This is a genomic window from Bacillus sp. RC251, from assembly GCF_044908765.1.
In the GTDB taxonomy this organism is placed as follows: Bacteria; Bacillota; Bacilli; order Bacillales; family Bacillaceae_G; genus Bacillus_A; species Bacillus_A wiedmannii.
Genome location: NZ_JBIYDP010000001.1, coordinates 1,713,859 through 1,730,320 on the forward strand (window position 1 = coordinate 1,713,859; position 16,462 = coordinate 1,730,320).

Annotated in this window: 11 protein-coding genes and 1 pseudogene; 3 read left to right on the forward strand and 9 right to left on the reverse strand. The window is 32.8% G+C overall.

Going from position 1 to position 16,462, the window contains the following annotated elements; all coding sequences use genetic code 11:
- Positions 1-182 precede the first annotated feature (182 nt).
- Positions 183-1,115: a class A beta-lactamase gene (gene bla, locus ABH961_RS08635; RefSeq protein ID WP_098077449.1), complete on the forward strand. Its 933-nt coding sequence runs from the start codon at positions 183-185 to the stop codon at positions 1,113-1,115.
- A gap of 239 nt (positions 1,116-1,354) precedes the next feature.
- Here bla and gerXC read toward each other — a convergent pair whose 3' ends face one another.
- From gerXC to ABH961_RS08660, 5 genes are all read right to left on the reverse strand, one after another.
- On the reverse strand, positions 1,355-2,515 hold the full coding sequence (gene gerXC, locus ABH961_RS08640) for a spore germination protein GerXC (protein WP_098077452.1): 1,161 nt from the start codon (positions 2,513-2,515) through the stop codon (positions 1,355-1,357).
- The gene (gene gerXA, locus ABH961_RS08645; protein ID WP_098077454.1) at positions 2,502-3,980 is read right to left on the reverse strand and encodes a spore germination protein GerXA; all 1,479 of its coding nucleotides are present in this window, start codon (positions 3,978-3,980) and stop codon (positions 2,502-2,504) included. Before gerXA ends, gerXC begins: the two co-directional genes overlap by 14 nt.
- A 56-nt stretch (positions 3,981-4,036) precedes the next feature.
- Positions 4,037-5,116, reverse strand: a complete 1,080-nt coding sequence (gerXB, locus tag ABH961_RS08650; protein WP_098642428.1) for a spore germination protein GerXB — start codon at positions 5,114-5,116, stop codon at positions 4,037-4,039.
- Between the two features lie 441 nt (positions 5,117-5,557).
- Entirely contained in the window at positions 5,558-6,235 is a 678-nt protein-coding gene (locus ABH961_RS08655) for an ABC transporter ATP-binding protein (protein ID WP_098077460.1), read from the reverse strand.
- Between the two features lie 11 nt (positions 6,236-6,246).
- Positions 6,247-7,677: an ABC transporter permease gene (locus ABH961_RS08660; protein ID WP_098077463.1), complete on the reverse strand. Its 1,431-nt coding sequence runs from the start codon at positions 7,675-7,677 to the stop codon at positions 6,247-6,249.
- A 513-nt stretch (positions 7,678-8,190) separates the two neighbouring features.
- Between ABH961_RS08660 and ABH961_RS08665 the strand changes: the two genes are divergently transcribed.
- Positions 8,191-8,652, forward strand: coding sequence for a GNAT family N-acetyltransferase (locus tag ABH961_RS08665; protein ID WP_098047670.1), 462 nt, complete (start codon positions 8,191-8,193; stop codon positions 8,650-8,652).
- A gap of 394 nt (positions 8,653-9,046) precedes the next feature.
- On the forward strand, positions 9,047-10,048 hold the full coding sequence (locus ABH961_RS08670; protein WP_098047671.1) for an alpha/beta hydrolase: 1,002 nt from the start codon (positions 9,047-9,049) through the stop codon (positions 10,046-10,048).
- Positions 10,049-10,256: 208 nt separating this feature from the next.
- Here the strand turns inward: ABH961_RS08670 and ABH961_RS08675 are convergent.
- The 4 genes and pseudogenes from ABH961_RS08675 to ABH961_RS08690 form a co-directional block, all read right to left on the reverse strand.
- Positions 10,257-10,719, reverse strand: a pseudogene (locus tag ABH961_RS08675) (MBL fold metallo-hydrolase); the annotation flags it as partial.
- Positions 10,689-11,288, reverse strand: coding sequence for an undecaprenyl-diphosphatase (locus ABH961_RS08680; protein WP_098077468.1), 600 nt, complete (start codon positions 11,286-11,288; stop codon positions 10,689-10,691). The pseudogene ABH961_RS08675 and the gene ABH961_RS08680, both read right to left, overlap by 31 nt.
- Before the next feature lie 422 nt (positions 11,289-11,710).
- Positions 11,711-14,269, reverse strand: coding sequence for a type I pullulanase (pulA, locus tag ABH961_RS08685; RefSeq protein WP_098642429.1), 2,559 nt, complete (start codon positions 14,267-14,269; stop codon positions 11,711-11,713).
- A 487-nt stretch (positions 14,270-14,756) separates the two neighbouring features.
- Positions 14,757-16,460, reverse strand: coding sequence for a M4 family metallopeptidase (locus ABH961_RS08690; RefSeq protein ID WP_404519237.1), 1,704 nt, complete (start codon positions 16,458-16,460; stop codon positions 14,757-14,759).
- Between the last annotated feature and the right edge of the window lie 2 nt (positions 16,461-16,462).

Sequence of the window (16,462 nt, forward strand, 5' to 3'; positions counted from 1 at the left end):
ATAAATGGAACAAATGTGTTACTTAGATTGTCTATTACGTATAAAAAAGGTATTCTTGGTAGTCCTCTCATTTTGTAATGCAAGAAATACAAGAGAAGTGCTATCCAGTGCATTTGTTAATTGTATAGGTATGTAAAATACTTATACAAAATCCATATATTCTTGAAAGAGGTTGAAAATGTATGATAGTTTCAAAGAAGGTTTTTCACATTGCACAATATAAAAAGATGCTACCTGTAGTATTACTTTCATGTGTAATGCTTATAAGCTGTTCCAATAATATTCAATCCGAACCATCGAAACAAACCAAACAAGAAAATATAAGTAGGCATTCTTTTGTAAAGCTTGAAAAAGAATATGATGCTAAACTTGGTATTTATGCATTGGACACAGGTACGAATCAAACTGTTACTTATCGTTCAGATGAACGCTTTGCATACGCATCTACCCACAAAGTCCTTGCTGTTGGAGCACTGTTACAAAAGAAATCAATAGAAGATTTAGATCAAAAAATTAAGTATACCAGCAAAGATCTTGTGAATTACAATCCAATTACTGAAAAATATGTAGATACAGGTATGACTCTGAAAGAGCTTGCGGATGCTTCCATTCGATATAGTGATAATACTGCACAAAATCTTATTCTTAAACAATTAGGTGGGCCAAGTGAATTCAAAAAATCACTGAGAGAAATAGGAGATACTGTCACAAATCCTGAACGTTTTGAACCAGAAGTAAACGAAGTGCAGCCAGGAGACACTCGTGATACTAGTACCCCAAAGGCATTAGCTACTAGTCTTCAAGCATACGCGCTAGGCGATATACTTTCCATTGAGAAACGGAACTTTTTAATAGATTTGATGAAAAGAAATACTACGGGGGACAACTTAATCCGTGCTGGAGTTCCAGGAGAATGGGAAGTAGCCGATAAGACCGGCTCTGGGTCTTATGGAACAAGGAATGATATTGCAATCATTTGGCCACCAAATAAAAAGCCAATTATTCTTGCGATACTTTCTAATCATGCGAAAGAAGATGCGAAATACGATGATAAACTTATTGCAAATGCAACTAAAATAGTGTTAGACGCTTTAAAAGTTACAAATAAATTATAGTAATGAATTTAAGCTGCTCCTACTTTACGGCACATATAGTTTTAAATACTTGTACTTATCTAAACGCTAAGAAATGTAAGCGTGTTTTCAGGCAAAGAAGGAGGCAAAAGCCTCCTTCTTCTCCTAATCGAACTCTCATCCCATTCCTAAAGAAGACGACGCCACATCATAGTGGTCTTTCAAGTTCGAATCTCCTATTTAGAGTTAATATTTTACGTTTCCTTTCATCTTCAACTATTCTAATGTTCAATCATATTACGCATATTTTTAGATTTTCCATTTGTAGCTATATTAATCGAGACATTTAAATCTAATTCTTTATTTTGAAGGGATATCTCCCCCTCTTTTTTATATCGTTTCCATAATTCGGAATTCTGTCGATATAAGGAATGTGATAACTGATACGTGTCAATCCCTCTTTCGATTCCTTTGCGGTACGTTTTTTTAATTTCTTTTTCAACTTGGTCCTCTGCAATTTTTTTAATATCATTTACAGGCATAGAATTTATTAATTGAAAAATATCAGCATCGAAATGGATGTTCATAAGCATACGTAACTTTCCATTTTTAATAAAATGCTTTGTATCTATCTTTGGATTTTTTAATACTATATGTCCAATGATTTTCTTGTTAAATTTTAATAGTAATGGAGCTCGTTTGGTATTTTCATCCGTCCATCGAACCCCAGCAATATCATGGCTGTTTAAATGATTTATATAGGATTTATCGTTTATAAAACCATAACCACTAAATTTTAACATTGGAAATGATGTATGTCCTTTTTTCCAATATGTTTTAGTCGTAGCTAAGAATGGAATGCGAGTTGTCATCCCAGGTTCATAATAATTTCTTTGGAATTTATATAAAGGTAAAGGATCTATTATTGTATATTGCTTGGTTATCTCTTTTGGTAAATTAATGATTGTATATAATTGAGAAATATTTAATATATTATTGTTCGCTAATATATTTTCTAAAGGCTCCTTAGTTCCAAATATCCACATAGTATCTCGAAATTGAAAAAACCGAGAAAAAAAATCATTAAATTGATTTAAGTCACCATGTTTTAGAAATCTCTCTGTTACAACAATTGTTTTGAGATGCTCCCATGAGATTTCTTGTTGAGCACCCTTATAAAAATCAAATGCTGCCTCATCTAAAATGGGGCCTTTTCCCTTTCCGATATAGGCCTGGCTATAATTACGGGTAGTGCTCCCTTCTTGTTTAGCTATGTTAGAAAAATTAATAAATTGCGGACGGATGATATAGTTATTATCTTTAAAATCGATACCTAGACTATTTATATACAAAACGTGATGCAACTCTCTTTGATCCCAACACCCTGTTAGAAACGTACACATCATAAAAAGAAATATAACTATTCTTTTATTTTTCTTCATCGGTACTCTCTCTTTTCCTTGTATTATCTTGCGTATGCAATTCTTTAGGTCTTTTTTTCATATACGTGAAAGGAAGTCTAAATGTGGCTGCTAGCATACTTTTAAACACAGGGGGTGAATATGGTGTAAAGAATGGAACTCCAAAAGAGCGTATATTTACTACATGTATCACCATCACAAGGACACAAAAGATAAATCCTACTATGCCTAATAAAGAAGATACTAAGAATACTACATACCGCAATATACTTATTATTCCTGTTACTGACTGATTAGTTAATGCAAATGTCGAAACAACCGAGATTGCTATTATAATGACCATAGATGCTGAAACAATTCCTGCACTAATAGCAGCTTGTCCAATAATTAATCCCCCTACAACAGATAATGTTTGACCGAATACGGCAGGAACACGCAATCCTGCTTGTCTCAAAATTTCAAATAATGTCATCATAATTAGCCCCTCTAAAGGAGCTGGAAAAGGAATCCCTTCTCTTGATAAGCTTAATGTAGCTAGCAACGTATAGGGAATCTGATCTGGATGATATGTAATTAGTGCTATCCAAATTCCTGGAAGAAATATAGAAATTGCTATCCCCAAAAGACTTACAAGTCGTACAAAACTACCGAATATGTAGAAAAGATCTTGATCTTCAGATGTATTCACAAAAAAAGGAAATGTAACTGGTGCAATTGTCGCTGTTGGTGACCCTTCAACCAGTAAAATAAAACGCCCATATAGCAAACAATTCACAGCATAATCAGGGCGCCCTGTATATTCAACTAAAGGAAATACACTAAATTGATCGTTTGTGATTAACTCTTCAATTTGTGCACTTGAAACAACCCCATCTATTTTAATTTGTCTTAATTTTAATTGAACTTGATTAATGATATCTTGGGATGCGACATCTTTTAAATACAGGAGTGCTACTTTAGTTTGTGTTCTTTCTCCAATAATAAATTCTTCATAACTAAGAGAACTCGTTTTTAGTCTTTTTCTAATTAATCCTATATTTGTGTTTAACTCTTCAACAAATCCATCACGTCCACCACGAATGGTCATCTCTGTATTTGTTTGTTCAACCGATCTGGTAGGTATTTGGGCAATATCAACTATATATCCATGTTTAGATTCTTCAAAAATAATAAGGAGGTTACCTTCAAATATAATCTGAGAGATAGTTTCATTCGAATTTACCATATCTAATTTCTTTACTGATAACTGGGGAATTAATGTTGAGAGGTTAAACTCTTCTATTGAATTACTTGAAAGCTCTTTGCAAACATGGGATGATGTGGCTTGTTTTAATTTTGTATTGTCAATTAAGTTTTGACAATACATAAACAATACTGAATTCCTTTTTTCTGTCTCATCCAATTCACGCTTTATTACTTTTACATCGTTGCATCCTTCAAACCACTCTAGTATTATCTTCTCATTTATTTCTACTCGTTTGTTCATCTACGTTGTCTCCTTCAAACTCAGCAACCTTATATAAAATATATCCCCATACTCTTTTAAGAGCTTTTCTTAAATTTAGCAACCCATACAAACACTATTAGTAAGATAGAAAACAAAAATAGCCCTAAAGCTGAAACTGGTAAAATAATTTGAGATACAAACCAATAGAAACTAGAGTCACTGATGGGTAGTATACTTATTAATAAAATACATGAAAGTATTGCAAACATAATCCTATTTCTCGTTTTTCGATTTGTAATTGATAACAAATCCGGTATAAGAAAAACAACAAGTGATAGACGAATAAAGATCCCTACAAGCCACTGATACACAGAGAGAAAGTCTAAATTTTCAATATACCTTCCTATTGACACAAGTCTCCATTCTTCAAATGCTGGATATCGTTGGTTTGCTGCTACGAAAGGTCCAAATTCTATAATAGCTGCCATAACTGGGCCTATTGTGATACCGATAATAACCATTCCCAAAGCGATCAGTTGATATAATTTGACTTTTGAACAAATGTGATGCTGTAAGAAAAGAATAAAAATTAACTCTAAAAATCCTGCTGCAGGATAAACCATTCCCTTAAATACTGGCTTCATTCCATTTTCCATCATTGGCTGAAGTAAAGAATAATCTTTATGTGGAACATTTGCAAACATTACAAAAAAACCAAGTAGGAATACAATAGGTAACAAAACACCTGTTGTAAGTGCAATAGATTGAATTCCTCTTGTAGCATTATAGAGACAAATCATTGAAAAAAGTATTCCTAATACAAAGTGAGGTGTTTCTGGTAAATAAAAAGAGAAAAAGGTTAATGTTTCTTTTAGTGCAACGACACCAATTGTTATTAAATAAATCACAACTATGAATATGATTGGATATACACTGAGTTTCCCAAAATTATTTTTTAACCACGAAAACAAGTGTTCATTTTTTATGTTTCTATATATGATGAATATTAATGAAATCCAAATCAAGTATATAATGCTTACTAATATGATAGAGATCCACGAATCTCTACCTGAGGTATCTAATAACATAGGAATCATAATGACATGATTAATTATCCCAATACTACCAATGAGTATCATAGAAACTTGAAATAAAGTAATTGTTTGCTTAGTCATACATACCACCATATTTTGTAATGAATAAATATTACATAGTATAACTGATACATTGCATCTTTATTCCAAATGGTTAGTGCTTAGATCCATGGCCAATTAAACGCTCTTATTTATAAAATCTATCACATGAGATGTAAGCTAGTTCCTTTTTACAGATAAATAATTAAACGGGACAGTATTTAGATCATACACCTAAATACTGTCCCGTTTTTTATATGCAATTCTTCAATGATATAGTAAACCGATCATAACAAAAAGAACCTGTAGAATATACTACAAGTTCTTTTTCAAAAATTGTTAAAAAGGGAATAACAAACTATCTTAACATTCAATACAGGGAGACCATTTTAATTATGGCTTGGTTATATTGTATATCAAATATAAATATTTGAAGAAACTAATTTCGAAAATTATGTGAATTGAAAAACTAGGGTGTTTATATTAAATTTCGTTTACTACCAACTTCTTCTTACTTAAATAGACTGCACGGTCTGATTTTTTAGCAACTTCCTGTGAGTGCGTCACAACAATAATACATTTATTTTCTTTATGTGCAAGTTCTTGAAACAGTTCTATTATATCCATTGCCGTTTCTTCGTCGAGGTTTCCTGTCGGCTCATCCGCAATCAGTAAATCAACATTACAAGATAACGCTCGAGCGATTGCAACACGCTGCTGTTGCCCGCCACTTAGTTGCAGAACATTTCGTTTCGCTTCTACTTCTGTAAGTCCTACTTTCTCTAATAATTCTAACGCCCTTACCGTTTTATTTTGCACTTTAACACCTGTAATTTCCATCGCTGTTAGGACATTTTGAAGAGCCGTCATATAAGTAATCAAATTATAAGATTGGAAAATTACAGATACATTTTGATTACGGTATCTATCCAAACCGATTTTTCGAATATCTTTGCCATTATACAGTACATAACCATTTTTAGGGACATCCAGTCCACAACCTAAGCTTAGAGTTGTAGTTTTACCAGATCCAGATGGTCCTAGAATCGTGTAGAAATGTCCTTTTTGAAAAGAAAAGTTGACATTGTCTAGTATTGCTACATTTTTCCCATTACTTTCATAATAATAATCCAAATTTTTAAATTGTAAAATCGTTTCCATATTAAGCCTCCTTATTCATCTTTTAAAAGAATTTGTTTTGGATTTAAACGTAGAATAGATAATGCCGGAAGAAGCGTTGCTATTATAGCAATAGCTAGTCCAATCCCCCCCATTTTTCCTACATCTTCACCTGTTACACTTACATTAATTTTATCAATTGGACCCTCTTTTTGATTTTGTACAGTTCCACCAGGTCCAGCTACCATTACAGTTCCATTTTGTGAGGTGTTTGTTTCTTCTCCTGCTGTAGCAATTTCACTCGAAAGTAAATTATTCCCTATGAATTGAGAAATTTTTGCTCCTGTTGTTATAGATAATCCAAATGCTAAAATAGCGATACATACTACTTCTACTACGAACTGCGCCATCAGTTTCCACTTTTTCTCTCCAATGGACAATAGAATCCCCATTTCCTTACGACGTGCTTTAATCGATAACATAATGATTAACCCTAAAATAATCGCACCTGCAATTGATACAATATAAATAATCATTTGAGAAGTAGATGAGATATTTTCGATAGGCCCAATCATTTGTTTGTACAACGAATCATGTGCATCTAATTTATAATAATTAAAATCAATATCAGATTTTTTTGCTTCTTCTTTAAATGCTTCAATGTTTTGTGGATCTTTCAAGAAATACACGACTTGAATGCTACTTATACCTTGATCTATTTCTAATTTTTTCATAGTTGAATGCGGCATATATAGTTTATTAGCTGGATCCATTATAGGAGGAGCTTGTTGCCCCATTGCTTGCTCATTCGTTTCGTAAATACCGATAATTTCAACCTCCAGGGTTTCCTTCTTATCCCCTGATTGCACTTTAACTTTGTCTCCTACTTTCAAGTTGTTTAATTCCGCTAATCGTTTTTCCATTAAAGCTACATTCTGATCTTTCATCTGTTCTGTAATTGGTTTCCCATCAATGATTTTACTTTTTCCATTCTTAAAGCTTTCTTGTAATGCAGTTTTGCGAACTCCCTCAATCATAAAAGAAGAATTCATATCTATTTCTGTACCGGAGCCTGAACCGCCTCGTACAGCTGCCATTCCCGCCTTACCTTTTCCTTCTTCTTCTCCTTCTGAAGCTCCTACTAGTTTAAGTCCGTCAGAAATTCCGAAAGTGCTTGTTATGTAATTATAGTCTTTTACATACTTTGACTTCGCTAATTGATCTGCTTCTTTTGTATTAAGCTTCGGTGGATTAGGCATCTCTCCAGTTTCCCTAGCTTGTTGACCTAATTTGTCAAAATCAAGACTTAAAGTAACATCTGCACCGAGTTTTTTTCTTGCTGCATCAGCAGCTTTTTTTGATGCATTTTGGATTGTGAATCCTGCCAACACCAAATTTGTAACAATTAGGAAAACCGCCATCAAAATTAATGATGTTCCTACTCTTTTTTTCATACTGAGAATTGCTCGTTTCATAAAGTTCATTTTTTCTTACCTCCTTGATAACTTGTATTCTATATAGGTTATCTAGAGTCTATATGGAGCTAATCGGTAGTTTATCTAGAGATATAAGGAGTTTATGTGTAGTTATTCATTGACCTGGTCAAGAAAGACCGGAACACATATTCAAAAACGTAATCGTTTTTGAATATGTGCAAGGAAGTTATGGCTTTAGATAGCATTGAATGAGAGCATACAAATCCATGCTTATTACGTAATTTCTATACAACAAATAAAAACCACCCTATTTGAATGGTTCTATGTGTGCTTGTTAAATATGAAAATTCATTAAAGAATATGGAGTTTTTTTGAAGTTGGTCGGATTTTCTAATAATAATATTGTGTTAAAAAGCCTAAATTATAATTTTATAAGTTAGGCTTTTATGCTATCTATAAGAAAAAGTTATAGAGACTCATAATATTTTATAATTTAACCTATTGTATTTAAACAAGTAAAATAAAAGTAACAAGTGCATACATTAAGGAGGTTTTTTGATAGTGACAGAAACTATAACATTTAGGATTGCAACGGCAGATGATTTAGATGAAATTGTAAAAATGCTTGCTGATGATGTTTTAGGAAATAAAAGAGAGCGCTATGAAACACCACTCCCTGATAGTTATATAAGAGCATTTTATGCTATTGATTGTGATCCAAATAACGAGTTGATTGTAGCGTGTGATGGGACGGAGATTGTCGGTATTCAACAAATTACATTTACGCCTTACATTGTACGTCAAGGGGGGTGGAGAGCTACAATTGAGGGTGTACGGACAGCCTCATCAAAACGTGGTAAAGGTATAGGAAGTAAACTTATTAAATGGGCTATTCAACGTGCTAAATTACGGGGATGTCATTTAGTACAGTTAACAACAGATAAAGAACGACAAGAAGCTTTACATTTTTATAAGAAATTAGGTTTTAAAGATTCTCATGAAGGATTAAAACTCTTTCTCTAATGAATATAGCTATTTATATACCAAAAAGACGTATATTGTAAGGTTAATTAACTATAGGCTTCGAAAATTATGATAACTATCACTGTATTAAATATACAAATTGACACATTGTCTTTCATATAAATTACGTCACTTCAAAAGGTGTACCTTTTAATACAAAAATAAGCAAGTTAATGTTCTCTTTTATGAATGAGAATATTAACTTGCTTTTTAGGTTTTTGTAAAAGATATTTATAGTTTTATTTTATTGATAGCTTTATAATATAATATACAAATTTCCCACCTGTTTTATAATTCAAGCATCTACTATTAGGAAAAGAGAATATTTTACAATTAATTTACAGCATAAATTTTGTCCATCTTTTAGACGATATGTATTTTGGAGGAGGTTAATTTGATTTTTTCAAAACTCATTGATCGATACGCCTTGTATGATTTGCACAAAAAAAGAAGTGTAAAGTTTCAGTATACTTCTCTTTCTAACACCTCACTATATATAAAGGACATAGAATTTTTTTATAAAGTAAAACCATCTCATATTCATTTTAACATTAAGCATTTAAAACAGGAAAAGGACTACATGGTTGGACAATTCAAATATAAAAGCTCGGTTCAATCTGGTGATTCACGCAACGATTCTGTCACTGGAGAATTATTTTTACATAAAAATGAAGATGCACCTCATGTCATCTTTGTTCACGGTTGGAGAATGGATTCTAACGAACGTGTAAAAAAAATATTCCACGATCATATGACCAACTTAAAGTGGAATATGTATTATTTCACTTTACCATATCATTTTGACAGAAAACCGAACCAATCCCTATACAGTGGAGAGTACATGGTAAGTGCCAATGTTGAACGAACTGTAGAAGCAACTAAACAAGCGGTAGCTGATTTACGAACTTTGATCAAATGGATTAAAGCAAATAAAAATGGTCCCTTGATTTTAATAGGAATCAGTTTAGGTGGAGTTATTACTAACTTAACATCTCTTGTTGAACCAGAAATTGATGTGTTAGCATCCATTTTCTACGCGAATCGACTCTCTTATTCAATTTGGAAGACAAATCCAGGTAAATTTATTAGAGAAGACTTGGAACATCATGGTGTTACTTATGATGATTTAATAGCTTATTGGAAAATCACTGAACCGAGTCAAGCATTACCAAAAGTAAAAAAAGAAAATATTTTATTAATTTCGGGCAAGCATGATCTTTATGTGCATTCTGAGGATACGGACTATTTGTGGGAATCCTGGGAAAGACCTACGCGATATATTTATACATGTGGGCATGCCGGGATTGTCCTTAAACGTAAAAAAATTGCAACTGATACTATCCATTTTATTCAGAATCGATTGAACTCCCAAATCTTCCCCAATGATATGCCTTAAATTGTGAGATTACTAAGTAGGGGGTAGTACCAACATTCGTACGCTAAGATTCTTTCAACATAAAGATTGTTGATAACTTGTACGTGTCAGTAATGTTGGTGTTACTTTAAATACAAAGAGCATGTTTTAAAAAATGATAATAACATGCTCTAAACTTCTCTATTTATTTTAATTTCTTAAAGATGTCTACAGGTAATATTGAAACATCTCATGTATTAAAAAGTGTTTCCTGCAGTGCTTTTATGTATCGATCTGCTGACTTCTGAACAGCAAGGTCCGCATGCTTTGACACGACTCGATGAAAAGCATTATAAATACGGTTGAATGGTAGCCCTTTTACTTTATCCATCATCTCTCTTACTTTACTAGCAGGAAGTAGAATCAGATTTGGATAACTGTAATACCTTTTTTATGATTTCCACCTTTCCAGTGTAAAACAGTTCCTCCTTTAAAATGACCTCCAATACGATTTAAAGAATGCCATTTGTTAATTCAAAAGACTCGCCCGACCAAAAAATTATTTTGTTACTTGGACGTACTACCCATTCTTTTTCGTCTTCGTGGATGTAAATAGGTGCATTGAATGTATCGACCCATTCAACTTGTGTAGAATAATAATAAGGATGAGAAAGGGCTATACTCAAAATCCCTTTGATTTGTTTTTGGATGGTAAAACATGTTTCTCTACTCTTTCATATAGAGTAAGCAATTGCTTGATAAAAGAAAATTTCGGTACTAACCAATACGAAAATAACGCTGCAATACATCCTATTAAAGCCCCTATTGCAACATCAAAAGGATAATGAACCCCTACCCAAATACGAGAGATTGTTACACTAAATGCAAGTATAAGCCATAACCATCCAGATTTTTTACGAGCAAGCCAAAACGAAAAACAAATTGAAAAAAAGAGAATCGTATGGTCACTAGGAAATGAATTATCTACAGTATGGTCGACAAGTTTATTCACATCCGGCAATACTGCAAACGGTTGATAATTCAAATGAAATTTCCCTGCTATTTTTCCAATGATTTCAGCAATTACAAAAGCAACCATCGCTTGCATAACCATCATTCTACTTTTTCTGGACCCGGTAAACCAATAAGCTAAAATAATTAAAGCAAAAATATATACCATATATTCTGCCAAAAATACCATGGTTGAGTTTAGGAATGAATATTGTTTACCTAAATCATTAATTGCTCGAAAAATATCAATATTGAATTGAGAAAAAGACATTTCAAATCCCTCCTTTTTAGTAAGGTGTTTTACTGATTGCCATACACCTTCATTACATAAATAGCTTTGGTTATTGTACTCATCTAAAAATATCAACCTCTCATGAAATCACTTTCTTCTTTTTCACTTTAATAAAAAAAGAAAAAGGAAAACATCGAACTTTCTTACAAACATTCATGCATTCTTACAGTTTTGTCATTTTCTTGTCACTTTGTACATAGGTTCATCGTCTTGCCTTTAGCTATTTTCAAAACCTCTTATATCTACAATCATGTAAACGCTAATTACACATAAAAAAGAGAAGAACCTTGGTGAGTTCTTCTCTTTTTGTTTATTAAATTGTAATAAAATTACAGTACGTGAAATTATACTACTTTAACTTTAAAAGCGAAGTGAAAACAATTTTCACTTCACTTTTAAAGTTATTTAATCGGTGTCTCTGTTTTTAAAACTAATGAACTTAACGCAGGAACTTTAATTTTATTGTCATGGACAACATACAGTGGTTTACTTCCCGACTGTTTCCCATCTACTAGTACCTTCCAAGGACCTTTCGATGGAAGTGTTATTTCAACCGCTTCTCTATTTGCATTGTGAACCACCGTAAAGTATTCGTTTTTATTCCCCTCTATTGTATAAGCTATAGTATTTTTCGGGGCATCAATAAATAATACATGTGTTTTTATTTGCTCTGCGGTTGTCATTCGAAAAGCTGCGTACTTCTTCCGTAAATCTATTAAACCCTTCATATATTCTACCTCATTATTAAATGCTGCACGGCGCAACCAGTCTATTTGGTTAATTGAATCAGGAGATTTGTAACTGTTATGATCACCATATTTCGTGCGCATAAACTCTTGTCCTGCATGTAAGAATGGAATGCCTTGTGATGTTAATAAAATTGAAGAAGACAATTTGTGCATTTGTTTTCGCACTTCTTCACTGTCACCTGGATTAGTTAACTCAAGTTTGTCCCATAATGTATGATTATCATGCGCTTCCACATAAGTTAGCACCTGCTCCGGATCTTTATACGTAGACGAATTTGTATCGTAGTCAATGCCTGCTGTAATCCCTTTTTTAATACGGTCTTCCATGTTTTCCTTCCCATTTACAAAGCCATTTTCTTTCTCCTCAAATACACTACCTTTCAATCCATCTCGTATATTATCGTTAAAATGAGCAATCCCTTTCATTTTCTTTGCATTTTTTTGATTTGCTTTCAATTCAGCAGCAAGAGGTGTATTTAAATCCCAACCTTCCCCATGCAGTATAATAGAAGGGTCAATTTGATTAACAGCTTTACGTATTTCATTCATCGTTTCATAATCATGAATACCCATTAAATCAAAACGGAATCCGTCTAAATTGTATTCTTTTGCCCAGTATGTGACCGAATCCACCATAAATTTTCTCATCATTTTTCGCTCTGAAGCTGTATCATTTCCTACTCCGGTTCCATTTGCAAATGTTCCGTCTTCATTATAACGATAATAATAACCTGGAACTAACTTATGAAAATTAGATTCAGCAGCGTTATACATATGGTTATATACTACATCCATTACAACACGAAGATTATTATCATGCAGTGTTTGAATCATTTGCTTTAATTCGGTTATTCTAACAGTTGGTTCATATGGATTTGTAGAATAGGATCCCTCTGGAACGTTGAAGTTTTTCGGATCATATCCCCAGTTATATTGTGGTTCGTTTAAATTCTCTTCATTTACTGATGCATAATCAAATATCGGTAAAAGCTGAACGTGCGTAACACCAAGATCTTTCATATGATCAAGTCCTGTTTTCACACCTTCAGGACCTCTTGTTCCTTTTTCTGTTACCCCTAAATATTTTCCTTTCAGTTTAATACCGCTTTCGGGCTGAATAGAAAGATCACGTACATGCAATTCATAAATAATAGCATCTTCCGGATTTTTAAATTTTGGCTTTTTGTTTGTCTTCCATTTTTTCGGATTTGTTTCTTCTAAATCAACAACTGCACCTTTATCTCCATTTACAGAAGCAGCACGCGCATACGGATCAACTGCCTCAGTCCACTTATCCCCAATTCTCACCTTATACGTATAAAAGAGACCTTTTTGGTTCCCTTTAAGTTCTGCTTTCCAAGTGCCCTTTTCACTTTGTTGCATGTTTATTTCAGTACCTATTTTATCGTTCCATTTTTTATATGTAACTAACTTCGCTTCACTCGCAGTAGGAGCCCATACACGGAACTTAGTGTGTTGTGGCGTATATATATTACCTAAATCGTTACCACCATAATAAAATGAATGATCAAATTCCTCACTACGAATGACTTTACCGATTTCGGTAAACATATCAGCTACGTTTTCGATTTTAACTTTGTATGATTGTTTTAAATCAATTTTCTGCTCTGTAATTATTTTAACCTTATTAGTAACATTTCCACTGTTTATATCATAAGGACTAATATCCTTAATTTTAATGCCTTCAATTTCAATATTCCGTTCCTTAATATGAAACGGGACATTAGTCGTTACAGTAATTTCATTGAAACTATCAATAGTTGCTTTTTGAATTGATAGATCCGAAGATGGCTTAGAGTTATATACTTTATCATCACCAGAAAGAATCCATACTTCAGCACGACCATCCTTTATATTTTCAACCCAACGATCGCCACCATCTTTTTCCCACTCATTCGTACGAATGATAAATCCTACACGATTATAGTCACCATCTATATTAATCTTAGCGTACTTTCCAAATTCATCTTCACCAGTAAATTCATATGATTTACCATTTGAATTTTCTCCCCATGTCCAAAGGTTCCATTCTTTTGTATTTCCAGATTGCTCTTTGTAATGAATGATAACTTCAGTTGTTTTCGAATTTGAAACTGCCTTTACACTTTGAAAAGAGAAAACAGATGATAACATAACGATTATAGTCAGTAATACAACGGATTTGTTAATTAATCTTTTTATCATTTGCACCACATACACCCTTTCTTTAAATAGTACGTACCATTTATTATGCTCGTACTAAATTACACTATTTAAATTAATCTAGAAATCTCTTTTACTTCACCCCCATATTGGCAATTTTCACATATGGATTTCAATGATCTTCTTTTATTACGAAAACGTTTGCATTAATGTTCAAAAAAATAGATTTGTTTATGTCTGCATATGTTTGTAAATACTAAAAGATCAAGGAAATCATTTTAAAGCAATCGTTTGTTATCGCTTTCATTTTATAGCACTTTCTATTAAGAGGTCAATATATTATTAATTTTCTGTTTTTATACACTTTAATCCTTATATATGTGTCGTAACTTCATAAAGATGGACAACCTAATTATTGCTTATTAAGTGTATTTTCAATCATACATTGCTGTATAAAAAACAGCTACTATCTTTAAAATGACAGTAGCTATTTTTCATAATGTAATAATATATGAATGAAAACTATATTTCTAACTTACTTAATTTTTGCTGCATCAAATGCCTTTTGAACTGCTTGAACTTCAGCAGTATTTGCTCCATATTTATTCGTTGCAACTCGAATACATGCTGATCTCAACTCTTTGAAATTAGAAGTCATGTTTAACTCATCTGTATTTGCATAATAAAAGATATCAAACATTTTATCTTCACCAATCCCTTTAACAGTTACACCGTTATGAGTTCCACCTTTTGCAATGAGATACGCAACTTTATTAATAATACTTGAATTAAAATGAACGCCACCTTGATCCCATCCATTAAAATCGTTAAATTCACTATAATCATCTGGATAAGGTACTCCAAGTGAAGATGGAACAGAAGCCGGGTTTTCCATATCACGGAAAACAGATCCAGTTTGTTCTCCCATCGTCCAGTTAAAGCTTCCATTATTTACGTATTTCTCAATAGATGTTCCCATAATATCAGATAGCGCCTCATTAATCGCACCAGATTCACCGTAGTATTCAAGATTAGATTCGCTAGAAGTAACAGCATGTGTAAATTCATGGCCAGCTACGTCATATGCTTTGACGATAGGATCTCCATATACAAGCATACTTCCATTATTCGCACTTAAAGCATTCTGCCAATTTTTCGGATCATTCGTATCTCCGGAATCCCAAGCGTGTACAACTGAAACTACCTTTTGTCCCTTATTATCAAAGCTATTACGCTTGTATTTATCTTTATAAAAATCAAATACTTTTGTTGCTAAGTAATGAGCACTTACTGCTTTTGGATCGTTAAATGTTGTCGAAGCACTAGTTGCTAATGTACCAGGATAATAGCTTTCTTCTTTAGTAATGTCTCTATAATTCACATCATATGTTTCGATTCCTTGCCCTCTTGTATAATCAGCAAGAGCATATTTGCCATTACTTTGTTGAGAGATTCCAAATGTACGTGATATACCTAAATCATCTTTTCCTGTTCCAGTTAATGATGTAAGATTGCTTTTTTTACTTTTCTTTAATGCTCCAACTAGTTTTTCACTTGCTTTTAAGTTAGATTCTTGTACCATATTTTTTAACATATCACCATTTTGTGCATTTACTAAATAAGTTCCGGAAACATATTTTGGTGTTGCAGCTTCAAATGTAACCTGGTATGCATTGCTAGCTTGTCCATTATTTTCATCAACAAAAATAACTTCTTTAACTTCTGGCTCAGAAATAAAATTGATATCGTTCCCGTACTTCGTATAAATATATTGTTTTGCTTCATCTTTTGATAGATTAATAGTTTTTTTCAATTCTTCTTGTTTTAAATTTTGCGCACTATCGCCTGAAACACTTTTAATAACACCGTTATTATCTACGTGTGCAGTTAATTGATGGCCATATACTTCTTTTCCTTCGTATGTTTGCTGTATACGTACAAGTGTAGTTCCATCATATGAACCACGTTTTTGAAGAACTTTATAATCTACTCCTGTTTCTCCATTGACTTGCTTTGGAGAAAGAGCTTGTTCTGTTTTCTCCTTAAGAGCATCTTTTACTACATTTTCTGGTGCCTTTTGTGACGGTTGTGTAAGTTCACCTGAACGGAACGATTCTTCCTGAATTTGAACTTGTAGTTGATCTGTTTCCTCAGCATGACCTACTCCGTATGGTGCTACAGCTGTTAAAGCTAAGCCTGTTGTTAATGCTACCTTAGTTAATGTCTTTTTGTTTTTCATTT

What these genes read in the sequence shown, in the direction of transcription:
- ABH961_RS08660 (WP_098077463.1), bottom strand. Translation starts at nt 7,677, where the DNA reads ATGAACTTTATGAAACGAGCAATTCTCAGTATGAAAAAAAGAGTAGGA.
- bla (WP_098077449.1), top strand. Translation starts at nt 183, where the DNA reads ATGATAGTTTCAAAGAAGGTTTTTCACATTGCACAATATAAAAAGATG.
- gerXC (WP_098077452.1), bottom strand. Translation starts at nt 2,515, where the DNA reads ATGAAGAAAAATAAAAGAATAGTTATATTTCTTTTTATGATGTGTACG.
- gerXB (WP_098642428.1), bottom strand. Translation starts at nt 5,116, where the DNA reads ATGACTAAGCAAACAATTACTTTATTTCAAGTTTCTATGATACTCATT.
- ABH961_RS08690 (WP_404519237.1), bottom strand. Translation starts at nt 16,460, where the DNA reads ATGAAAAACAAAAAGACATTAACTAAGGTAGCATTAACAACAGGCTTA.
- ABH961_RS08680 (WP_098077468.1), bottom strand. Translation starts at nt 11,288, where the DNA reads ATGTCTTTTTCTCAATTCAATATTGATATTTTTCGAGCAATTAATGAT.
- ABH961_RS08655 (WP_098077460.1), bottom strand. Translation starts at nt 6,235, where the DNA reads ATGGAAACGATTTTACAATTTAAAAATTTGGATTATTATTATGAAAGT.
- gerXA (WP_098077454.1), bottom strand. Translation starts at nt 3,980, where the DNA reads ATGAACAAACGAGTAGAAATAAATGAGAAGATAATACTAGAGTGGTTT.